22 protein-coding genes are annotated in these 21,666 nt (G+C 67.4%); 17 read left to right on the top strand and 5 right to left on the bottom strand.

What is annotated here, in order from left to right:
- Positions 1 to 2: 2 nt before the first annotated feature.
- Together ACP2AH_RS02900 and puuE are read right to left on the bottom strand one after the other, a co-directional pair.
- A complete protein-coding gene (locus ACP2AH_RS02900; RefSeq protein ID WP_425104414.1) occupies positions 3 to 1,262 on the bottom strand; it encodes an allantoate amidohydrolase in 1,260 nt (419 codons plus the stop codon).
- Positions 1,259 to 2,179 (bottom strand): allantoinase PuuE, encoded by a 921-nt coding sequence (puuE, locus tag ACP2AH_RS02895; RefSeq protein ID WP_425104413.1) that lies wholly within the window; start codon positions 2,177 to 2,179, stop codon positions 1,259 to 1,261. The genes ACP2AH_RS02900 and puuE overlap by 4 nt, the downstream gene beginning before the upstream one ends.
- Positions 2,180 to 2,413: 234 nt before the next feature.
- On the opposite strand from puuE, the gene ACP2AH_RS02890 reads away from it, so the two are divergent.
- The 15 genes from ACP2AH_RS02890 to speB all read left to right on the top strand — a co-directional run bounded on the left by ACP2AH_RS02890 (position 2,414) and on the right by speB (position 16,711).
- Positions 2,414 to 3,610, top strand: a complete 1,197-nt coding sequence (locus ACP2AH_RS02890) for an ABC transporter substrate-binding protein (protein ID WP_425104412.1) — start codon at positions 2,414 to 2,416, stop codon at positions 3,608 to 3,610.
- Between the two features lie 68 nt (positions 3,611 to 3,678).
- Positions 3,679 to 4,545: a branched-chain amino acid ABC transporter permease gene (locus ACP2AH_RS02885; RefSeq protein WP_421697331.1), complete on the top strand. Its 867-nt coding sequence runs from the start codon at positions 3,679 to 3,681 to the stop codon at positions 4,543 to 4,545.
- Between the two features lie 4 nt (positions 4,546 to 4,549).
- Positions 4,550 to 5,524 (top strand): branched-chain amino acid ABC transporter permease, encoded by a 975-nt coding sequence (locus ACP2AH_RS02880; protein ID WP_425104411.1) that lies wholly within the window; start codon positions 4,550 to 4,552, stop codon positions 5,522 to 5,524.
- A gap of 2 nt (positions 5,525 to 5,526) precedes the next feature.
- A complete protein-coding gene (locus ACP2AH_RS02875) occupies positions 5,527 to 6,306 on the top strand; it encodes an ABC transporter ATP-binding protein (protein ID WP_425104410.1) in 780 nt (259 codons plus the stop codon).
- A 2-nt stretch (positions 6,307 to 6,308) separates the two neighbouring features.
- Positions 6,309 to 7,031, top strand: a complete 723-nt coding sequence (locus ACP2AH_RS02870; RefSeq protein WP_425104409.1) for an ABC transporter ATP-binding protein — start codon at positions 6,309 to 6,311, stop codon at positions 7,029 to 7,031.
- Positions 7,032 to 7,040: 9 nt separating this feature from the next.
- Positions 7,041 to 7,772 carry an aspartate/glutamate racemase family protein gene (locus ACP2AH_RS02865; RefSeq protein ID WP_425104408.1) on the top strand — a complete coding sequence of 244 codons (732 nt, stop codon included), beginning with the start codon at positions 7,041 to 7,043 and terminating at the stop codon, positions 7,770 to 7,772.
- 90 nt (positions 7,773 to 7,862) lie between these two features.
- A complete protein-coding gene (locus tag ACP2AH_RS02860) occupies positions 7,863 to 8,561 on the top strand; it encodes a GntR family transcriptional regulator (RefSeq protein WP_425104407.1) in 699 nt (232 codons plus the stop codon).
- 181 nt (positions 8,562 to 8,742) lie between these two features.
- Complete coding sequence (locus ACP2AH_RS02855) at positions 8,743 to 9,414, top strand: GntR family transcriptional regulator (protein WP_244377159.1); 672 nt, start codon at positions 8,743 to 8,745, stop codon at positions 9,412 to 9,414.
- 50 nt (positions 9,415 to 9,464) lie between these two features.
- Complete coding sequence (locus ACP2AH_RS02850; RefSeq protein WP_425104406.1) at positions 9,465 to 10,310, top strand: transporter substrate-binding domain-containing protein; 846 nt, start codon at positions 9,465 to 9,467, stop codon at positions 10,308 to 10,310.
- Positions 10,311 to 10,364: 54 nt separating this feature from the next.
- Entirely contained in the window at positions 10,365 to 11,084 is a 720-nt protein-coding gene (locus ACP2AH_RS02845) for an ABC transporter permease (protein ID WP_425104405.1), read from the top strand.
- The gene (locus tag ACP2AH_RS02840) at positions 11,081 to 11,812 is read left to right on the top strand and encodes an ABC transporter permease (RefSeq protein WP_425104716.1); all 732 of its coding nucleotides are present in this window, start codon (positions 11,081 to 11,083) and stop codon (positions 11,810 to 11,812) included. The genes ACP2AH_RS02845 and ACP2AH_RS02840 overlap by 4 nt, the downstream gene beginning before the upstream one ends.
- Positions 11,809 to 12,636, top strand: a complete 828-nt coding sequence (locus ACP2AH_RS02835; protein WP_425104404.1) for an ABC transporter ATP-binding protein — start codon at positions 11,809 to 11,811, stop codon at positions 12,634 to 12,636. The genes ACP2AH_RS02840 and ACP2AH_RS02835 overlap by 4 nt, the downstream gene beginning before the upstream one ends.
- 43 nt (positions 12,637 to 12,679) lie before the next feature.
- A complete protein-coding gene (locus ACP2AH_RS02830; RefSeq protein WP_425104403.1) occupies positions 12,680 to 14,059 on the top strand; it encodes an aspartate aminotransferase family protein in 1,380 nt (459 codons plus the stop codon).
- Between the two features lie 14 nt (positions 14,060 to 14,073).
- Positions 14,074 to 15,663 carry a gamma-glutamyltransferase gene (ggt, locus tag ACP2AH_RS02825; protein WP_425104402.1) on the top strand — a complete coding sequence of 530 codons (1,590 nt, stop codon included), beginning with the start codon at positions 14,074 to 14,076 and terminating at the stop codon, positions 15,661 to 15,663.
- 16 nt (positions 15,664 to 15,679) lie between these two features.
- A complete protein-coding gene (gene speB, locus ACP2AH_RS02820; protein ID WP_425104401.1) occupies positions 15,680 to 16,711 on the top strand; it encodes an agmatinase in 1,032 nt (343 codons plus the stop codon).
- Positions 16,712 to 16,748: 37 nt separating this feature from the next.
- Here the strand turns inward: speB and ACP2AH_RS02815 are convergent, their stop codons facing one another.
- From ACP2AH_RS02815 to kaiC, 3 genes are read right to left on the bottom strand one after another with little or no spacing between them, the layout of a single operon-like run.
- Entirely contained in the window at positions 16,749 to 18,224 is a 1,476-nt protein-coding gene (locus tag ACP2AH_RS02815; RefSeq protein WP_425104400.1) for an HWE histidine kinase domain-containing protein, read from the bottom strand.
- A complete protein-coding gene (locus tag ACP2AH_RS02810) occupies positions 18,221 to 18,511 on the bottom strand; it encodes a circadian clock KaiB family protein (protein ID WP_421697342.1) in 291 nt (96 codons plus the stop codon). Before ACP2AH_RS02810 ends, ACP2AH_RS02815 begins: the two co-directional genes overlap by 4 nt.
- On the bottom strand, positions 18,508 to 20,211 hold the full coding sequence (gene kaiC / locus ACP2AH_RS02805) for a circadian clock protein KaiC (RefSeq protein WP_425104399.1): 1,704 nt from the start codon (positions 20,209 to 20,211) through the stop codon (positions 18,508 to 18,510). The genes ACP2AH_RS02810 and kaiC overlap by 4 nt, the downstream gene beginning before the upstream one ends.
- A gap of 379 nt (positions 20,212 to 20,590) precedes the next feature.
- On the opposite strand from kaiC, the gene ACP2AH_RS02800 reads away from it, so the two are divergent.
- Positions 20,591 to 20,827, top strand: a complete 237-nt coding sequence (locus tag ACP2AH_RS02800) for a DUF6894 family protein (RefSeq protein ID WP_425104398.1) — start codon at positions 20,591 to 20,593, stop codon at positions 20,825 to 20,827.
- Positions 20,828 to 20,890: 63 nt separating this feature from the next.
- Complete coding sequence (locus ACP2AH_RS02795) at positions 20,891 to 21,655, top strand: Crp/Fnr family transcriptional regulator (protein WP_425104397.1); 765 nt, start codon at positions 20,891 to 20,893, stop codon at positions 21,653 to 21,655.
- The last annotated feature ends 11 nt before the right edge of the window (positions 21,656 to 21,666 follow it).

Here is a 21,666-nt window from a genome sequence, read left to right as displayed (position 1 = left end):
CGTCAGGAGGCTGGGCGCCGGGGCGGCGCGTAATCGCGGAGAAAATCGAGAAGCACGGCGACCGCCGTCCCGGCATCCTCGACGGTGATCGATTCAGCGGGGCTGTGGCTCACGCCGCCGGCGCAGCGCACGAACAACATGCCGACGGGGCAGAGCGCGGCCATGGCGAGCCCGTCATGGCCGGCGCCGCTCGGCAGGTGACGGGGCGGGATGTTCTGCCGCTCCACCGCCCGCTGCAGCCGGGCCTGCAGCGCGTCGTCGCAGGCCACCGCCGGCGCCTCATAGAAGCAGGCCATTGCGACCTTGACGCCGCGCCGGGTGCCGATGGCTTGGAAGCGGCTCGACAACTGCTCGATGGCGGCGCGACGCACCGCATCAAACGGGCTGCGGATATCGAGGGTGAGGCGCGCGCCGGCGGCGATCACATTCACCGCGCCGGGCAGGGCGGTGAAGCATCCCACCGTGGCGACGAGATCGGGCGTGCGCTGCGCCAGTTCCTCCACCGCGAGCACAATCTCCGCCGCCGCCGCCACCGCATCGTGGCGCAGATGCATCGGCACGGTTCCGGCATGGCCGGCCTCGCCGTCAATGTCGATGGTGAAGCGGCTGGCGCCGCTGATGGCGGTGACGACGCCGACGGCGAGGTCCTCGCTCTCCAGCACCGGACCCTGTTCGATATGGATTTCGACATAACCCGCCACGGCACTCGCCTCGTGCCGGGCACTGGCGAGCGCGTCGGGGCAGCCACCGAAGGCGAGGAGCGCGTCGCGCAGGCGGACACCGTCGGCGTCGACGGCGTCCAGCACCGAGGGGTCGAGCGTGCCGGCGACGGCGCGGGAGCCGGAGAGGGTGACGGGAAAGCGCACGCCTTCCTCGTCACCGAAGGCGAGGACCTCAAGGGCGACGGGCAGGCGCTCGCCGCGCGCGTTCAGCTCGCCGACCGCCTGGATCGCGGCGAGCACGCCGAGATTGCCGTCATATTTGCCAGCGTTGCGCACCGTGTCGATATGCGAGCCCAGCAGCAGCACGGGCGCGTCCGCGCTCTGGCCGGCATAGCGCCCGACGACATTGCCGACAGCGTCCATATGCACGCTCATGCCGGCCTCTTCCATCCAGCCGGCAACGAGCCGCGCCGCGCTGCGATGGGCGGGCGAGAGATAGAGGCGGGTCAGCCGTCCCGGCTCATCGGAATGGCGGGCGAGTTCGTCAAGGCGCGCCATCAGCGCCGCACCGCGCGGCAGGGTGGAGGGGGCGTGGTTCATGCCGCCACCGGCGCGTGTTCGCGGTGCCAGTGCTCGGCGATGTCGATGCGGCGTGGCACCCACACCCGGTCATGGCGGGCGAGATGGTCGAGAAACCGCACCAGCCCGCGGGCGCGGCCGGGGCGGCCGGCGAGGCGGCAATGCAGGCCAACCGTCATCATGCGCGGGGCGTCGGCGCCCTCCTCATAGAGCTGGTCGAAGCTGTCGCGCAGATAGACGAAGAAGTCCTCGCCATGGGCGAAGCCCTGCGCATTGGTGAAGCGCATGTCGTTGGCGTCGAGCGTGTAGGGAATGACGAGATGCGGCCCGCCGCGCCCGGTCAGCCAATAGGGCAGGTCGTCGGCGTAGGAATCCGAGGAATAGCGGAAGCCGCCTTCCTCCATCACCAGGCGCTGCGTGTTCTCCGAGGTGCGGCCGAGATACATGCCGAGCGGCCGCTCGCCCGTGACCTCGCGGTGAAGGCGGATGGCCTCGCGCAAATGCGCGCGCTCCTCCGTCTCGGGGATGTTGCGGTAGTCGATCCATTTGAGGCCGTGGCTGGCGATTTCCCAGCCATCTTCCTTCATCGCCGCTACCTGCTCCGGCGAGCGCATCAGCGCGGTGGCGACGCCATAGACCGTTACCGGCAGGTCGCGCTCGCGGAAGATCCGTCGCAGCCGCCAGAACCCGGCGCGCGACCCATATTCATACATGCTCTCGACATTCATGTGCCGCTGGCCCGGCCAGGGCTGAGCGCCGAGCACATCCGAGAGGAAGGCCTCGGAGGCGGCGTCGCCATGCAGGAGGCAGTTTTCGCCGCCTTCCTCGTAATTGACGACGAACTGCACCGCGACCCGGGCCCCGCCCGGCCAGCGCGGATCGGGCGGCGCACTGCCATAGCCGAGAAGATCGCGAGGGTAGGGCGGGGGATGGGCCATGCTCTGTCACCGGCGCTGCAAGATCATGGAAAATCGCGGGAGTTGCGGGGGCTGGCAAGGGGTGCGCCGGCCATCCGTTTCGTCCTCGTTTTCTTCGCATACGGTATTGTATCCAAAAATCTCCGTCAATGTTGACAATCCTGTGGGCGTGCCCTCTCATGACAGCAGAACGCGGGAGAACAGAGCGCCGAGCAAGGTCGCCGCCCGCGTCAAGTTCACAGAGGAAACACCCCGATGACCACGCGCCGCTCCGTTCTGATGGGCACTGCCCTCGCCGCCGTTTCCGGCCTCGCCCTTTCGGCCGGCCTCGCCCCCGCCACCGCCGCCGAGAAGGAGCTGAAGATCGGCTTCGTCGGCGTCACCAGCGGCCCCGCCGCCGCCTGGGGCACCTCGAATGTGCGCTCCATGCAGGTGCGCGCCGACTGGCTCAACGAGCTGGGCGGGGTGAAGATCGGCGACGACACCTACAAGATCAATGTCGTCACCTTCGACGACCAGAAGGACCCCAAGCGCGCCATCGCCGGCATGGAGAAGATGGCGCAGGAGGGCATCCACTATGTCGTGGGGCCGAATGTCGATGACGGCGCCGCCGCCGTGCGGCCGGTCGCGGAATCCAAGGGGATCATCTATTTCCCCTATGCCTTCCCCAAGGAGCTGTACACCAAGCCGGCGTCCAACGCCGTGCTGGGCATGATCGCCAACTATCAGTCCGCGCCGGCGATCTACAAATACCTCAAGGAAAACAAGGGCGTGAAGAAGGTGGCGTTCATCGCTGCCAATGAGTCCGATCCGCTGAGCCAGCGCGATGGCGGCGTGGCGGCGGCCAAGGCGCTGGGCCTTGAGGTGGTGGCGCAGAACGACACCTATCCCAACGACACCCGCGACTTCACCCCGGTGCTGACGCCCATCATCCGGCTGAAGCCTGACCTGCTGGTGCTCTCCGGCGTCTCGCCCGGCAATGCGCCGCTGCTGATCCGCGCTGCGCGCGAGCTCGGCTATACCGGCCTCATCTCCACCGAGACCGCGCATGACGCGGCGGTGCTGAAGGAAGGCGCGGGCGAACTGGCCGACGGCTTCATTTCGGTCGGTGGCGCCTCGACGCCGGCGATCCGCTCCAAGACGATGGACGAGTTCATCGCCCGCTACACCAAGAAGTTCGGCGAGTATAACGACGAGTCCAACACCAAGGTCTATGCGCTCGACTACATCATCGAGACACTCAAGGCCAATCCGAAGGCGATCAACGATGTCGCCGAGTTCAAGAAGACCGTCGACACGTTCAGCGCGCCCAATCCCTATGTGAAGGAAGGCACGCTCAAATATGTCGGCACCACCTCCTTCGGCCAGAAGCGCCAGCTTTCCGTGCCGATGGTGGTGACGCAGTACAAGGACGGCGCGTTCGAGACCCTGTTCGTCGGCGAAGTCGACTGAGGCTCCTTCACCCCCGTTGAGGCCGGTGCGCGCCTGCGTGCCGGCCTCTCACCGATGGAGATCCTCGGATGGAACAGGTTATCGCCAACGGGCTGTATCTCGGCGCGCAATACGCGCTGATCGCGCTCGGACTGACCCTCATCTTCGCGCTGATGAACGTGCTCAACTTCGCCCATGGGCAGATGTACGTCCTCGGCGGCTTCGTCACCTACACGATCTATGGCCAGCTCGGCCTGCCCTTCGTGCTGGCGCTGGCCTGTTCGGCGCTGACCCTCGCCATTGTCGGCGCGCTGGTGGAGAAATTCCTCTTCCGCCCGGTGATCCGGCGAAGTTCGCGCGAGGAGAGCACCATGCTGCTCGCCGCGGCGATCGCCTTCCTGATGGACGCCATCATTCTCATCCTATTCGGCGAGAAGCAGCGCGGCGTCCCGAAGATCATCAACGGCGTGTTCGTCTCCGACAGCCTGGTCATGCCCTATGACCGCATCCTCGTCGGGGTGATCGCCATCGCCATGATCGCCTCCTTCATGGCCTATATGCAGTACAGCCGCACCGGCCGCGCCATGCGGGCGCTGGCGCAGGACCGCGTGGCGGCGCAGCTGATGGGCGTGAATGTCGACCGCTACTCGATGATCGGCTTCGCGCTCGGCGCGCTGCTCGCCGGTGTCGTCGGCGGCCTGCTCGTCACCATTACCGGCGTCAATTCCGGCATTGGCGGCCCGATCTCCATCAAGGCGTTTCTCATGGTGATGATCGGCGGCGCGGGTGTCGTCGGTGGCGCCATCGCCGGCGGGTTCATCCTCGGCATGATGGAATCGGTCGGCCTCAACGTGCTGCGCGAGTTCGGCGACGTGACCTATCTCGTCATCTTCGTGCTGCTGATGGTGTTCCTGAGCCTTCGCCCGAACGGGCTGATGGGCAAGCCGTGGGGCTGAACCGGTGAACAACGCAACCAAGCTTCTCCTTGCCGCAGCCTTCGTCCTGTTTCTGCTGGCCGGCGTGCCGGCCCTGATCGCCGCGACCGGGCGCAACGACCTCTATTACACCCTCACTTCCGTCGCCTTGCTCTCAATCATCAGCGGCGGCGTGTGGCTGACCTTCTATATCGGCCGGATCAATATCGGGCAGGGCGCCTTCGCGCTGCTCGGCGGCTATGTCTCGGCGGTGCTGGTCACGGCCTATGGCGTGTCCTTCTGGCTCACGCTGCCGGCGGCGGGGCTCGTCTGCGCGCTGGCCAGCGTGCTGATCGGCCTGCCGATCCTGCGGCTGCGCGGCGTCTATTTCGCCATGGTGACGCTGACGCTGACCGAAGTGATGCGGCTTCTCGCGCTCGCCGTGCCGATCACAAATGGTGCCAAGGGCATCGTCTCCATCCCGCTGCCGGGCGGGGTGAGCCTGTTCGGCCTGACGCTGATCCCGGATTTCGCCACGCTGGAGAATCCGCGCCTCGCCTTCTACCTCGCCTCCGTGCTGCTGCTGGTGCTGTGTTTCGGTGCGCTGTACCGGCTCGTGCATTCGCGCATCGGCCATATCTGCCTGTCGCTGCAGCAGAATGAGGAGCTGGCCTCCTCCATCGGGGTCAACATCGCCTCCATCCGCGTGCTCGCCTATGCCATCTCGTCCTTCCTCGGCGGGCTGGGCGGGGCGATGTTCGCGGCGATCTCGCAGTCGATCTATCCGTCGAGCTTCACGGTCGCGGATTCCGTCAACTTCATGCTGAACTGCTTCCTCGGCGGCCTGCATTATGTGCTGGGGCCGATCCTTGGCACCTTCGCGCTGTATTTCGGCTGGGACCTGCTGTTCCAGACCGGCGTCTACCAGCTTCTCATCTTCTCCAGCGCGCTGATCGTGCTGATGCTGGTGCTGCCCAACGGGCTGCTCAGCCTGCGGCTGCCCCGCAAGAAGGGAGCCTGAGCATGGACTACATTCTCGAAGTCTCCAATCTGACCAAGCGCTATGGCGGGCTGATCGCCAATAGCGGCATCTCCTTCGGGGTGAAGGAGCATGAAATCCTCTCGGTGATCGGGCCGAACGGGGCGGGCAAGTCGACGCTGTTCAAGCAGATCGCCTCCTTCGTCACCCCCACCGAGGGCGAGGTGCGCTTCCGGGGTGAACGCATTTCCGGCCTGTCGCCGCACAAGGTGGCGCGGCTCGGCGTGGTGCGGACCTTCCAGGAAACCACCATCTTCAAGACGATGAGCGTGCGCGACAACATCATCATCGCGCACCAGCTGCGCGCGCGCACCGGGCTCGCCGGCTTCTTCTTCGGCACGCGGACCGCGCGCGAGGACGAGGCGGCCTTCGCCCGCTCGGCCGACGAGATCATCGATTTCCTCGGCCTCGGCCACCAGCGCCACGAGATCGCCAGCAACCTGCCGCACGGCCATCTGCGTGCGCTCGGCATCGCCATCGGCCTCGCCACCAACCCGGCGGTGCTGCTGCTCGACGAGCCTTTCGCTGGCATGAACCATGACGAGACACGGCGCGCGGTGGAAATCGTGCGGGCGGTGCGGGCGCGCGGGGTCACCATCCTGCTCGTCGAGCACGACATGCCGGCGGTGATGAATATTTCCGATCGCATCGTGGTGCTGAATTTCGGCCAGAAGATCGCCGAGGGCACGCCGAAGGACATCCAGGAAAACCAGAACGTCATCGACGCCTATCTCGGGGTCGAGGACGAGTCGATCGGAATGTAGCGATGACAAGCCTTCTCTCATTCGACGACGTTCATCTCTATTACGACCACGTCTATGCGCTGAAGGGCGTTTCGCTCGCGGTGAACGAGGGCGAGACGGTGGCGCTGATCGGCGCCAACGGCGCCGGCAAGTCCTCGATCCTGCGGGCCATCACCGGCCTGCGCAAAATCCGCTCCGGCCAGATCACCTTCGATGGCCGTCGCCTCGACGGCATGGCCTCCGATGACATCGTGCGCGCCGGCATCTCCATGGTGCCGGAGGGAAGGCGGGTGTTCCCGCTGATGTCGGTGCGCGACAATCTGCTGATGGGTGCCTTCACCCGCTCCTCCAAGAGCGAGATCCAGCAATCGCTGGACATGGTGCTGACGCGCTTCCCCCGGCTGAAGGAGCGCTATTCCCAGGCGGCGGGCACGATGAGCGGGGGCGAGCAGCAGATGCTGGTGATCGGCCGCGCGCTGATGGCCCGTCCCCGCCTGCTGCTGCTGGACGAGCCCTCGCTCGGCGTGGCGCCGAAGCTGGTGCAGGACATTGCCCGCTCCATCGTCGCCATCAACCGCGACGACAAGGTGAGCGTGCTGCTGGTGGAGCAGAACTCGCGCATGGCGCTGCGTATTTCGCAGAGGGCCTATGCGTTGACCATTGGTTCCATTGCGCTGAGCGGCGATTCCGCCGACATGCTGAACGATGACCGCGTGAAGAAGCTCTATCTCGGCGGAGAGATCTAGGATCAATCGATGCGTATTCTTGTCGTTAATCCAAACACCACCGCGTCGATGACCGCGAAGATCGGCGCCGCCGCGCAGGGCGCCGCCGCGCCGGGCACGCAGGTGCTCGCCGTCAACCCGCCGGACGGGCCGGTGAGCATCGAGGGCTATTATGACGAGGTGTTCTCGATCCCCGGCCTGATCGCGGAGATCCGCAAGCAGCCGGATATGGACGCCTATATCATTGCCTGCTTCGACGATACCGGGCTCGACGCCGCCCGCTGCGCCACCTCGGCGCCGGTGATCGGCATTGGCGAGGCGGCGTTCCACATGGCGAGCCTTGTGGCGGGCCGGTTCGGTGTGGTGACGACGCTGGCGCGCTCCGTGCCGGCCATTGAGCACAATCTGAAGCGCTACGGGTTGATGGAGCGTTGCGCCCGGGTGCGCTCCTCCGAGGTGGCGGTGCTGGAGCTTGAGGAGCCCGGCTCGAACGCGTCTGCGCGCATCTTGGACGAAATCCGCCGTTCGCTGGCCGAGGACCGCGCCGAGGCCATCGTGCTCGGCTGCGCCGGCATGGCGGACCTTGCCGGGCGCCTCTCCCAGGAGGTGGGCGTTCCGGTGCTCGACGGCGTCGCCTGCGCGGTGAAGCTCGCCGAGTCGCTGGTGCAACTCGGGTTGCGCACCTCCAAGGTCGGCGGCTACGCGCCGCCGCGCCCCAAGACCTATTCGGGGATTTTTTCCCAGCTGGCCCCCGGCGCTTGACGACGTGACGGACGGCACTCGATATTACGACTGATCGGGGGACCCGGATTCACGTTACGTGCCAATGCCGGAACGGCAAGAGCGAAGAAGATGCTTGTGACCGTTCCCGAACCTGAAAAGCCCGCCGCCCGCTGGCAAGGCGTCTATGCCGCGCTGCGCGAGGCCATCATCGGCCGCAAGCTCGCACCGGGCACCAAGCTGCCGGAAGACGCGCTTGCCGCGATCTATGCGGTGAGCCGCACCGTGGTGCGCGCCGCCCTGCAGGCGCTGTCGCATGACCGGCTGGTGCGGCTGGAGCCGAATCGTGGCGCCTTCGTCGCCAGCCCCTCCACCAAGGAGGCGCGCGAGGTGTTCGAGGCGCGCGGGCTGATCGAGCCGCAACTGGCGGCGCTGGCGGCGCGGACGGCGACGCCCGCCGACATCGCCCATTTGCGGGCGCATCTCGCCCGGGAGCGCGAGGCGCTGGCGACCGACGCCAATGCCGCCGAGGCCATCGCCCTTTCCGCGCATTTCCATGTCGAGATCGCCGAGATCGCCGGCCATTCGATCTATACCGGGTTCGTGCGCGACCTCGTCTCGCATTCCTCGCTGATCATCGCGCTGTACTGGACGCAGCGCGAGACCACCTGCAAATGCGAGGCGCACAAGGAACTGGTGGACGCCATCGCCGAGGGCGAGCCGCTGAAGGCGGCCGCGATCATGCGCGAGCATATTACCGAGCTGCTGCTGGGGCTCGACCTCGCGCGCAAGGACAGCCCGCCGACCAGCCTGCAGGACCTGCTGAAGTAGCGTCCGCCTGACAAGGCTGGCGCCGGCGCGCGGGCGCGGCTGCCTGCCACCACCGGCCTTTGCTCGCCGCGAGCGGCCTTCCCCCACATAAAATCGGTATCGCGGCGGCTGACCCGTTGACGAACCCGCGTGGTCCGATCAAGACTGGATAAGTGGATACACTCATCCAAACGGGCGCGGAATGACTGGCTTCTCTTCCATGGCGACGACCAGCACCGCTGAAGGCGAAGCCTATCGCTTCATCCTCGCCGGCATCCGCACCGCCCGCTTCAAGGCGGGTGAGCGGCTGATTCCAGAGGAGATCGCCACCGAGATCGGCATGAGCCGCATGCCGGTGCGCGAGGCGTTCCGCCGGCTGGCGACGGAGGGGCTGGTGCTGATCCGCCCCAATCGCGGCTGCGTGGTCGCCGGGCTAACGGTGGAGGAGATCTTCGAGGTGTTCGAGATGCGCTCGGTGCTGGAAGGGCTGGCGGTGCGGCTCGCCGTACCGCGGCTCGATGCCGACGCCTTCGCCGAACTCGACCGGCTGCTCGACCGCATGGAGCGTTCCGGCGATGGCGGGCAGGATTGGGTTGCCCGCCACCGCGAGTTTCACGAATATATCTGCTCCTTCGCCAACCGGCCGAAGCTGCTGCGCCAGATCGCGTCGCTGCATGTGACCATCGAGCCCTATCTGCGCATCTGGTTTCATCACGCCGCCAAGCCGCTGACCGCGCGCGAGGAGCATCAGGCCATCATCGACAGCCTGCGCGCCGGCGATGCCGCCGCCGCCGAGGCGCTGATGAGCGAACACATTCTAACAACAGCCCCGACCCTGACCGGCTTCGCGCTTGAAACGCGCGGGGGCGGCTGAAACGGGGCGAGCCTTTCCAGCACATCGCAAAACCTGAAAGAGGGAAGATTATGCGACACATCTTCAAATGGCTGGCCGCTTCCGCGCTCAGCCTGGCGGCCGTCACCGGCGCGCAGGCGCAGACCGCGCCCAAGGCGATCACCATCGCCACCGAAGGCGCCTATGCGCCGTGGAACTTCACCGGTCCCGACGGCAAGGCGGCGGGCTTCGAGGTCGATCTCGCCAAGGATCTGTGCGCGCGGATGAAGATCGAGTGCACCATCGTCATCCAGGACTGGGACGGGCTCATTCCCGCGCTGACGGTGGGCAAGTTCGACGTGATCATGGCCTCCATGTTCATCACCGACAAGCGCCTGGAAGTGATCGACTTCTCCCGTCCCTACGCCATCGACCCCTCCAGCTTCGCCGTCGCAAAGACCAGCGCGCTGGCCAAGTCCGGCCTCGGCGGCAAGTTCGACCTGAACAAGGAAGGCGAGGCGCAGGCCACCATCGACAAGATCAAGCCGCTGGTGAAGGGGCAGACCATCGGCGTGCAGGCCGCCACCACCAACCAGCAGTTCCTGAAGAAGTATTTCGACGGCGTGGTCGACATCCGCGAGTACAAGACCACCGAGCAGCACGACCTCGACCTCGCCGCCGGCCGCGTCGATGGGCTGTTCGCCCAGCAGACCTCGCTGGCCGCCACCCTCGCCAAGCCGGAATATGCCGAGTTCGAGATCGCCGGCCCCGGCTTCCTCGGCGGCGTGTTCGGCCGTGGCACCGGCGCCGGCTTCCGCAAGACCGACACCGCGCTGCGCGACCAGTTCAACGCCGCCATCGGCGAGGCGATCGCCGACGGCACCATCAAGCGGCTGTCGGAGCAGTGGCTGAAGTCCGACGTCACCCCTCCCCAGTGACGAGGCGCGGCCCCCGTCGCTGAGGCGGGGGCCGTCCGGCTTTCGGAGCACCCGATGGACCTGCCCGCTTTCGTCTCCCTGCTCGGCTTCAGTGCCCAGGGATGGGGACCTGCGCTGCTGACCGCCGCCGGCATGACCGTGCTGCTCTCGGCCTCCGGCGTCCTGCTCGGCGCGCTGTTCGGCGGCATCGCCGCCTTTGCCCGCCTCAAGGGCGGCCGGCTCGCGCGCGGCACCGCCGATGCCTATTGCACGCTGTTTCGCGGCGTGCCGGATCTGTTGACGATCTACCTGCTGTATTTCGGCGGCAGTTCGCTGCTGACGGCGGTCGGGCGGTTCTTCGGCGCGCAGGGCTTTGTCGGCCTGCCGACCTTCGCCACCGGCGTGCTGGCGCTCGCCATCATCTCCGGCGCCTACCAGGCCGAGGTCTATCGCGGCGCCTTGCTCGCCATTCCCGCCGGGCAGATCGAGGCCGCGCGCGCCCTGGCCATGCCCGGGCCGCTGATGCTGCGCCGGATCATCCTGCCGCAGCTGCTGCGCTACGCCATTCCGGGGCTCGGCAATGTCTGGCAGCTGATCCTGAAGGATTCCGCGCTGCTCTCGGTGATCGGGCTGGTGGAGCTGATGCGCCAGTCGCAGATCGGCGCCGGCTCCACCCGCCAGCCCTTCGTGTTCTACATCGCCGCCGCCGTGCTCTATCTCGTCATCACCTTCATCAGCGGCGCCCTTATCCGCCGCGCCGAAAAGCGCAGCCTGCGCGGCGTGAGGAGGGCCTGATGGACATCGCCTTCTTTCAGGACGTCTTCCTCCGGCTGCTCGGCGGCGTGCCATTGACGCTGCAACTCGCCGGCATCTCGCTGTCGATCGGCTTCGTTCTCGCGGTGGTGCTGGCCATTGCGCTGCACGAGGCTTCCCCCCTCGTCGTGCTGCCGCTTCGCGGCTATGTCGCGCTGTTTCGCGGCACGCCGCTGCTGGTGCAGATCTTCCTCATCTATTACGGCCTCGGCCAGTTCCGGCCCTCGCTGCAGGCGATGGGTGTGTGGTGGCTGTTTCGCGAGCCCTATTGGTGCGTGATCCTGGCGCTTACCCTAAACACCGCGGCCTATGGCGCGGAAATCCTGCGCGGCGGGCTGCAATCCGTGCCGGCCGGGCAGATCGAGGCGGCGCTGGCCTGCGGCATGTCGCGCGGGCTGCTCTACCGGCGCATCGTGCTGCCGCTCGCCTTCCGGCAGGCGCTGCCGGCCTATGGCAACGAGATCATCCTGATGGTGAAGGGCACCTCGCTCGCCTCCATCGTCACACTGCTGGAAGTCACCGGCATCGCCCATCAGATCATCTCGCAGACCTACCGCGCCATCGAGGTCTTCATCTGCGCCGGGGCGATCTACCTCATCCTCAACTTCGCCATCACCCGCGCCCTGGCGTGGCTCGAACACCGCCTGTCGCCGCATCTGCGCCCGCCGCCGGCCGCGCGTTCCGCGACGCTGAAGGGAGAAGCGGCATGACCGCCCCGCAATCCTCCGCCCCGCAATCCTCCACGCCGTGCGCCGCCGTCGCGTCCGCCCGGCCGGACGCCATCGCCGTCCATGATCTGCACAAGAGCTTTGGCAGCCTGGAAGTGCTCAAGGGCATTTCGCTGACGGCGCGTGAGGGCGACGTGGTGTCGATCCTCGGTTCGTCCGGCTCCGGCAAGTCGACGCTGCTGCGCTGCCTCAACCTGCTGGAAACACCCGATGCCGGCACGCTCGCCGCCGCCGGCGAGACGCTGCGCTTCGGGCGCGACGCGGCCGGCCGCCCGGCGAAGATCGACCACCGCCGGGTGGAGCGGCTGCGGCGCTCGGTCGGCATGGTGTTCCAGAACTTCAATCTCTGGTCGCACATGACGGTGCTGGAGAACATCATCGAGGCGCCCGTCCATGTGCTGGGTCGCCCGCGCGCCGACTGCGTCGCCGAGGCGGAAGCGCTGCTCGCCAAGGTCGGCATCGCCGAGCGCCGGCACTACTACCCCGCCCATCTCTCCGGCGGGCAGCAGCAGCGGGCGGCGATCGCCCGGGCGCTGGCGATGAACCCGCAGGTCCTGCTGTTCGACGAGCCGACCTCCGCGCTCGATCCCGAACTGGTGGGCGAGGTGCTGCGGGTGATGCGGGCGCTGGCCGACGAGGGCCGCACCATGCTCGTCGTCACCCATGAGATGGGCTTTGCCCGCGATGTCTCCTCCCGCGTGCTGTTCCTGCATCAGGGCGCGGTGGAGGAGGACGGCGCGCCGGCCGAGGTCTTCGCCGCGCCGCGCTCCGAGCGCTTCCGCCAGTTCATTTCCGCCCAGCGTTAAGACCGGCTGCCCGCCGGCCCGTGCCCCAACCCAAGAGGTTGCCGTGACCATCCGTCCGAATTCGCTCGAAGCGCGTGATATCGCTTATCACCTCCACCCCTACACCAACGCCGCCAAGCACCAGACCGAGGGACCGCTGGTGCTGACCGGCGGGGAGGGCGTCTATGTCACCGATGCCAGCGGGCAGCGCTATATCGAGGGACTGGCGGGGCTGTTCAGCGCCTCGCTCGGCTTCAGCGAGCACCGGCTGGCGGAAGCGGCCTATCGCCAGATGAAGACGATGCCTTTCTACCATGCGTTCGGCCACAAGGCGACGGAGCCGGGCATCGCGCTCGCCGAGCGGCTGATCGCCATGGCGCCGGTGCCGATGTCGAAGGTGTTCTTCGCCAATTCCGGCTCGGAGGCCAACGACACCGCCGTCAAGCTGATCTGGTACTACAACAACGCGCTCGGCCGGCCGCAGAAGAAGAAGATCATCTCGCGGCTGCGCGGCTATCACGGCGTCACCGTCGCCTCCGGCAGCCTCACCGGGCTGCCCTATGCGCATCGCGATTTCGACCTGCCGCTGCCGGGCATCCTGCACACAATGTGCCCGCATTACCGCCGCCACGCCGAGCCGGGCGAGAGCGAGGAAGCCTTCGCCAGCCGCTGCGCGGACGAGCTGGAAGCGCTGATCCTGCGCGAGGGGCCGGAGACGGTCGCCGCCTTCTTCGCCGAGCCGGTGATGGTGTCGGGCGGCGTGGTCGTTCCGCCGAAGACCTATTTCGAGAAAATCCAGGCGGTGCTGAAGAAATATGACGTGCTGCTGGTGGCCGATGAGGTGATCTGCGGCTTCGCCCGCACCGGCAACATGTTCGGCACCGAGACCTATGGGCTCAAGCCCGACATGATCACGCTGGCCAAGCAGCTTTCCGCCTCCTACCTGCCGATCTCGGCGCTGATGATCAGCGAAAAGATCTACGCCGCGATCGTCGCCGAGAGCGAGAAGATCGGCACGTTCGGCCATGGCTACACCTATTCCGGCCACCCGGTCGCGGCCGCCGTGGCGCTGGAGGCGCTGCGCATCTACGAGGACGACCGCATTCTCGACCATGTGCGCGCGGTCGCGCCACGCTTCCAGGCGCATGTGGCGCGGCTCGGCAACCATCCGCTGGTCAGCGAGGCGCGCGGCGTCGGGCTGGTGGCGGGGCTGGAACTCTCGCCCGACAAGACCACCGCCTTCGACCCCAGCCTGCTGGTGGCAAGCCAGGCGGCGCGCTTCGCCCAGAACCACGGCGTCATCACCCGCGGCATGAACGACACGCTGAGCCTCTGCCCGCCGCTGATCATCACCGAGGGCGAGATCGACGAACTGATGCAGCGCATCGAGCGGGCGCTGGACGACACGCGCGACTGGGCGCGCAGCGCCGGCCTGATGGCGTGAGGGAGACGAGGACCATGCGTGATTTCCAGAAGCCCGGCCGCTCGACCGTCTATGCCCGCGAGGCGATGGCGGCGACCTCCCATCCCGCGGCGACGCTGGCGGCGACCGATATCCTCAAGGCCGGCGGCAACGCGTTGGACGCGGCCATCGCCGCCTGCGCCGTGCAATGCGTGGTCGAGCCAGGCTCCACTGGCATTGGCGGCGACTGCTTCGCCCTGCTCGCCGGCGAGGACGGCAAGGTCCACGCCTATAATGGCTCGGGCCGTGCGCCCGCCGCGCTCACCGCCGCCTTTCTGCGCGACAAGGGGCTGACCCAGATTCCCCGCCAGTCGCCGCACGCCGTCACCGTGCCGGGGGCGGTGGATGCCTGGACCCGGCTGCATGCCGACCATGGGCGGCTGCCCTTCGCGGAACTGATGGCCCCCGCCATTCACCTCGCCCGGCATGGCTACGCCGTGGCGCCGCGCGTGAGCTATGACTGGGGCCGTGAGGCGGCGCTGCTGGCGGGCGACGCCAATGCCGCGCGCGTGTTCCTGCCCGAGGGGCGCGCGCCGGTCGCCGGCGAGGTTCACCGCCAGCCGGAACTCGCCGATACGCTGGAAATCCTCGCCCGCGAGGGGCGGGACGGTTTCTACAAGGGCGCGGTGGCGGCGGACATCGTCGCCTATCTCAACGGTCTCGGCGGGCTGCACACGCGCGACGACTTCGCCACGGCGGCCGGCGCGTATGTGGAGCCGATCCACACCGGCTTCCGTGGCCACGACGTGTATGAGTGCCCGCCGAACGGGCAGGGCATCATTGCGCTGATGATCCTCAACATCCTCTCCCGCTTCCCCGCCGAGGGCGACCCGCTGGCGGCGGACCGGCTGCATGTGGAGATCGAGGCGACGCGCCTTGCCTATGCCGCGCGCGACCGCTTCCTTGCCGACCCGGCGCAGGCCGGCGTGCCGGTGGACTATCTGCTGTCCGACGCGCTGGCGGACGAACTCGCCGGGCTCATCCGGCTCGACCGTGCGCTCGCCGACATGCCCGCCTTCCCCGGCGGCGAGCACCGCGACACGGTCTATATCAGCGTGGTCGACAAGGACCGGAACTGCGCGAGCTTCATCAACTCAATCTTCCATCCTTATGGCGCCGGTTTGCTGGCGCCGCGCTCAGGCGTGCTGCTGCACAATCGCGGCCAGAGCTTCGTGCTGGAAGCCGGGCACCCCAATGAGCTGGCCCCGCGCAAGCGGCCGATGCACACCATCATCCCCGGCATGGTGCTGAAGGACGGCAAGCCGTTCATGCCCTTCGGCGTGATGGGCGGCCATTACCAGGCGATGGGCCACGCGCATTTCATCAGCAAGGTGCTGGATTTCGGGCTCGACCTGCAGGCCGCCATCGACCTGCCGCGCCTCTTCCCCATCCCCGGCACCAACGACATCGAGGTCGAAGACAGCTTCGCCCCCGAGACCCTCGCCGAACTGCGCCGGCGCGGCTTCAGCCTCGTGCCCTCGGGACGCCCGGTCGGCGGGGCGCAGGCGATCCGCATCGACCGCGCGAACGGCACGCTGGCCGGCGGCTCGGACCCACGCAAGGATGGCTGCGCGCTCGGCATCTGAGGGGAGGGACCGGACCATGACCATTCTCGATCTTGACGAGCTGCGCGCGCGTTACGCCTCCGCCTCGGGCGCCGACATCTTCGACCCGGCCTTCCGCGCCGTGGCGGAGGGCGTGTTCAAAGACGGCGACAAGCGGCCGGCGCCCTATTGCGGCGTGCCCACGCTGCTGAAGGCGCCGTATCGGCCCGAGGCGCTGGCGAACCTCGCCGATCTCGACGTGGCGCTGCTCGGCATCCCCATGGATCTCGGCGTCACCAACCGTTCCGGTGCGCGGCTCGGCCCGCGTGCGGTGCGCAATGTCGAACGCGTCGGCCCTTATGAGCATGTGCTGAAAGCGGTGCCGACGGCGCGGCTGCGCGTGGCCGATATCGGCGACGTGCCGTTCCGTAGCCGCTTCGACCTCGCGACCTGCCACGAGGACATTGAGCGCTTCGTCGCGCGTCTCGTCGCGGCGGGGGTGGTGCCGCTGTCGGTCGGCGGCGATCATTCCATCGGCCTGCCGCTGCTGCGTGCCGTCGGGCGGGAGCGGCCGGTGGGCATGATCCATATCGATGCCCATTGCGACACGGGCGGCTCGTTCGAGGGCTGCAAGTTCCACCATGGTGGGCCGTTCCGGCAGGCGGTGCTGGACGGGGTTCTCGATCCCCGCCGCACCATCCAGATCGGCATTCGCGGCAATTCCGAATATCTCTGGGAGTTCTCCTTCGCCTCGGGCATGACCGTCATCCATGCCGAGGAGGTGGACGATCTCGGCATAAGGGCGGTGATCGCCAAGGCGCTCGAGGTGGTGGGCGACGGCCCGACCTATATCAGCTTCGATGTCGATGCGCTGGACCCCGCCTTCGCGCCCGGCACCGGCACGCCGGAGGTCGGCGGGCTGACCTCGGCGCAGGCGCTGGGCATTCTGCGCGGCCTGTCCGGTGTTCAGGTGGTGGGCGGCGATGTCGTGGAGGTGGCGCCGCAATACGACCCCACCAGCAACACCGCGCAGATCGCCGCACAGGTTCTGTTCGAGATCCTGTGCCTGACGGCCGCCGCGCGGAAGTGAGGCCAGCGGACGGACGCCGCGCCGGCCCGGCGCGGTGTCAGATCACCACGTCTTCGTGCGGCACTACGATGCGGCAACGGACGCCGCCGGGCTCGAAATTCAGCTCGGCGCTGCCGGTGGCGGAATAACGCAGGCTGTGGCTGATGACCGTGCGGCCGAAGCCCCGGCGCGTCGGTGCGCCGACCGGAGGCCCACCACTCTCGCGCCATTCGATGACGAAGGGCGCATCCTCCGAGGCGCGCTCGGCGGCGAACACCGTCACCTTGCCCTGATCGTTCGACAAGGCGCCATATTTCACCGCATTGGTGGTGAGCTCGTGCAGGATGAGCCCCAGCGCCACGGCGGCGCGCGGCACCACGGAGAAGGTCAACCCTTCCGCCGCGATGCGATCGGCGCCGTGATCGAGATAGGGCGCGAGTTCGGCGGCCAAGAGATCGCCGATTTGCAGATTCGACCAGGACCGCACCGCCAGCAGATTATGCGTGGCGGCGAGCGCCTGCAGCCGGCCGGAAAAGGCGACCTGGTAACCTTCCAGCGTGTCCTCGGCCGAGAGGGTGCGGCTGCTGATCGACTGCACGAGGGCGAGCGTGTTCTTCACCCGATGGTCGAGCTCGGCCATCAGCAGCAATTGCTGCTGCTCGGCGGCCTTGCGCTGGGAGAGGTCGACCATGGTGATGACGCAGCCGCTGATCTGGTCGCCGACCACGCGCAGCGGCGCGATGCTGACCAGATAGTCCTTCACCTTCGGCGCGTTCGGCGCCACGGCCTCGATGCCCTGCACCGGGGTGCCGGAAAGCGCGAGGGCGATGAAGTCCTCGCTCTGCATCAGCCCGGTGGCGCCCGGAAACACCAGGGTGACGACATCGGCGAAGCGGTGACCGACCAGTTCCCCATCATGCACGCCCGCCGCCGCCGCATTGGCATGGGTGACGATGCCGGCGCGGTCGCACACCAGCACCGCCTCATTGGCCGAGGCGATGACCGCGCGGGCGATGCGCTCGTTCTGCTCCGCGACTTCGGTGCGCACCCGCTCGGTCACATCGGTGAAGGTCACCGCATAGCCGGAGACGGTGCCGATCCGCATCGCGCCGATGGAAATATCGAAATGGCTGTCGCTGCGCCCGGCGAAGCGCGCGCCGGCCACGGGCTGTCCGGCGGCGGCGGCGGCGAGCAGGGCTTCGAAGCGGGCGCTGTTCTCCGTGCTCAGCGTTTCGCTGAAATGGCGGCCCTGCAGCTGGTCGAACGGCACGCCGAGTAGCGTGGCGACACGCTGGGTGGCGTAGAGCACATGGCCATGGCTGTCGAGCGCGACCGCGCCGGGGTCCATCGCCTCCATGAAGTCGCGATAGCCGGCCTCGCCCTCAATCGTGAAGATTTCGTCCGCATGCGCCCCGCGCACCACCAGCGCGTCCACCTCGCCGAGGCGGATGGCGGCGAGGGTCTCTTCGGCTTCCGCCAGACGCCGTTCCAGTTCGGCGATGACGGCGCTGGCGTCGTCCGGGGACGTGGTCATTCGTCGCCGATCCTTAAGTGGACCAACACCTTCTGCTCGTCTGAGAGGTCGCCGATGATCTTGCGGATCGGTACGGGGAGTTCGCGCACGAGGGTGGGAATAGCGACGATGCTGTGCGCCTTGGCCAGTTCCGGGTTCTTCTTCAGGTCCACCACCTCGACCTCGTACCGGCCCGGTGCCTTCTCGGCACAGATGCGTTGCAGATTGGAGATCGCCGCCAGCGACTTGGGCGTCTGGCCGGCGACGTACAGAATAAGCTTGCGCGGGCGCGCCGGTTCCTCGGTCATGTCGATACATCTCCCCGCGCTTGGGCCTTGCGGCTTGCCATGAGTGCAGCCTGGGTTTCCGCGCGTGAGCGCAGATAGTCTTCTTCCGCCCGCAGCAGGGCGCTGAGGTCCGCCTCGTCGGCGTCGAGATCGGCCCGCAGCGCTTCCATCTGCGCCGCAGTGCGCCGGCGGCGCTGCTCGATCTGCTGGCGCAGCCGGTCGACTTCCGCCAGGCGCCGCATCTCGTCCTGCCGGGCGCGGGCTTCTTCCTGCTTGCGGGCCGAGCCGGTGAGGGCCCCGTCGGCGCCGAGATAGGGCGGCAGCAGCCGGATGCCGTTATCCGTCATGACGAATTCGCGCACCTGGTTGGAATGGGCCATGCCGCGCGCCTTGAGCAGGTAAAGCTCGCGGTTGAACTCGCCGCCGGCCTCCCGGTTGAGCAGCAGGATCCAGCCGTCCATCAGCGAGGACAGGCCGGCATCGGTGGCGGCGGTGCCGTCCTGGCCATGCATGAGATGGGTAAAGATGCCGGTGATGCCGCGATTCTTCAGGAAATCGACCATGCGCAGCAGCATGGCCTGCACCTCGAATTTGTCGCCGCTTTCCATGAAGGCGGAGATCGGGTCGAGCACCACCGTCGCCGGGCCGAAGCGGAGAATCTCGCGCAGCATCACCGCGAGGTGCATTTCGAGGCTGTAGAAGGTCGGCCGCGCGGCGACGAATTTCAGGCTGCCGGTGTTCAGCCAGTGGCCGACATCCGTGCCGACCGAGCGCATGTTGCGCACCGCCTGATCGGCGGATTCCTCGAAGGAGAAATAGATTGCCCGCTGCCCGGCCCGGCAGGTGGCATCGATGAAACTCGCCGCCACCGAGGACTTGCCGGAGCCGGCGACGCCGGAGAGCAGGATGGACGAGCCGCGGTGGAAGCCGCCGCCGGACATCATGGCGTCGAGATCGGGAATGCCGCTGGAGATGCGCTCCTCGAGCGCCTTGTGGTTCAGCCCCAGCGCGGAGACGGGCAGGACGCTGAAGCCTTCCTCATCGATCAGGAACGGGTATTCGTTCGTGCCATGCGCGGTGCCGCGATATTTGACGATGCGCATGCGCCGCGTCGAAATCTGGTTCTGCACCCGGTGATCGAGCAGGATCACGCAGTCCGAGACATATTCCTCCAGCCCCTGGCGCGTCAGCGTGCCATCGCCGCGCTCGGCGGTGATGACCGTGGTCATGCCCTTTTCCTTCAGCCAGTCGAACAGCCGCCGGATTTCGGCGCGCAGGATGGCCGGATTGGAAAAGGCCGAGAACAGGCTCTCGATGGTGTCGAGCACCACGCGGCGGGCGCCGATCTGGTCGATGGCGAATTCCAGCCGCAGGAAAATCCCTTCGAGATCGTACTCGCCCGCCTCGGCGAACTCCGAGGGGTCGATGGCGATATGCTCGAAGGCGATTTTCTGCGCGTCGACCAGTTCGCCCATGTCGAAGCCGAGCGAGGCGACATTGTCGACGATGTCGGCGGGACGCTCCTCGAACGTCACGAACAGCCCGGGCTCGCCGAAGCTGCGCGCGCCATTGAGCAGGAAGGTCGAGGCGAACAGCGTCTTGCCACAGCCGGCCGAGCCGCACACCAGCGCCGGCCGGCCGGTGGGAAGTCCGCCATGGGTGAGCTCATCGAAGCCCGTTATGCCGGTGAGCGATTTTGCAATTCCGAGGGACGAGGCCATGGGCTTATGATCGCAACCGGTGGGAGCCGCGCGAACCATCGCAAGTGCGGCGCCGCGTGCCAAGGGCCGAGCACCGCTGCGCACCAGTACTTTTGCCATTGCCCCCGAGCGCTATGCGTGGCTTTGACCTGGCGTCGGCGTCTGACGGCAGTGCGAACAGGAAGCCTTCCGAGCCTGGCATCACCCCGCCTGTGTTGAGCCTGCCCCGAGCGCGGAATCGGCGAATGTCACCCTTCACCAAGATCAGAAACGTCGGCGCGGCTCATTAACACAGGATAATCGGCGGCGAGACGGGGCGACGCGGCGGGATGCGAGCGGGAACGCCCGCCCCACCCCGGCGTTCGTCCCCAGATATCCCTAGGTTGAGAGCGGGTCCGCCGTGCCGACATTCGCCTTCCATTGGACGGGAGAAACCATTCCCGCGCTTGTCGACCTGCCCGATGAGGCCGCGGCATGGGGGCAGGCGGTGGCGACGACGGGCGAAATCCTGCGGGATCTGGACGGGTCTCTTCCTCTGCCGGGCGAGTTCGAGATGACGGTGCGCGACGCCACAGGCGCGGTTGTCCTCGCCATTACCATCCGCACCCGGCAGCGCCCGGGGGACGGCGAGGCCTAGGTAACGCGCCCGATTAGCCTATGTAATAGCTCACCCGACTTCTGCCGCGTAGAGGGCGAGCCGATGGCTGAAAGTGCGGAGCTTCCGCCCGGCATGGTGGAAGCTACAATGATCGCCAATTCCGACCACGTGCTGCGCAAGCTCGACTATGGGCGGCGCTTCACGCCGGAGGAGCAGGAGGTGCTGCGCCGGCTCCCGGTGCAGATCGCCTCCTTCCGCGCCGGCCATCATCTGGTGCGCGAGGGCGACCGGCCCAAGCGCTGCTTCGTGCTGCTCGACGGCTTCATCTGCGCGTCCAAGCATCTGGGCGAGGGGCGGCGGCAGATCGCCTCCTTCTATGTGCCGGGCGATATTCCCGACCTGCAGAGCCTGCATCTGAGGGTGATGGACATCGCCTTCGACACGGTGACGCCGTGCACGGTGGCGCTGGTGGCGCACGAAGCCCTGCAGCAATTGTGCAACGACCTTCCGCGCCTCGCCTCCGCGCTGTGGCGGGCGACCTTGGTGGACGCGGCGATCTACCGCGAATGGGTGGCGACCGTCGGGCAGCGCAGCGCCGATGCGCGGCTCGCGCATCTGTTCTGCGAACTGTTCCTCCGCCTCAACGCCGTCGGCCTGACCGAGCAGAATTCCTGCGAATGGCCGATGACCCAGGCCGAACTCGGCGACGCCGCCGGCATTTCCGTCGTTCATGTCAACCGGACACTGCAGAAGCTGCGGGCGGAGAAGCTGATCCAGCTTAGCAACAAGCGGCTGACCATCCTCGACTGGGACCGCCTGTGCGCCGTCGCCGATTTCGACGCCACCTATCTGCACCTCGACGACTGACGCCGCAGGCA

This window comes from Ancylobacter sp. (genome assembly GCF_965249975.1).
GTDB lineage: Bacteria > Pseudomonadota > Alphaproteobacteria > Rhizobiales > Xanthobacteraceae > Ancylobacter.
This window is presented reverse-complemented; position numbering and strand designations above follow the sequence as displayed.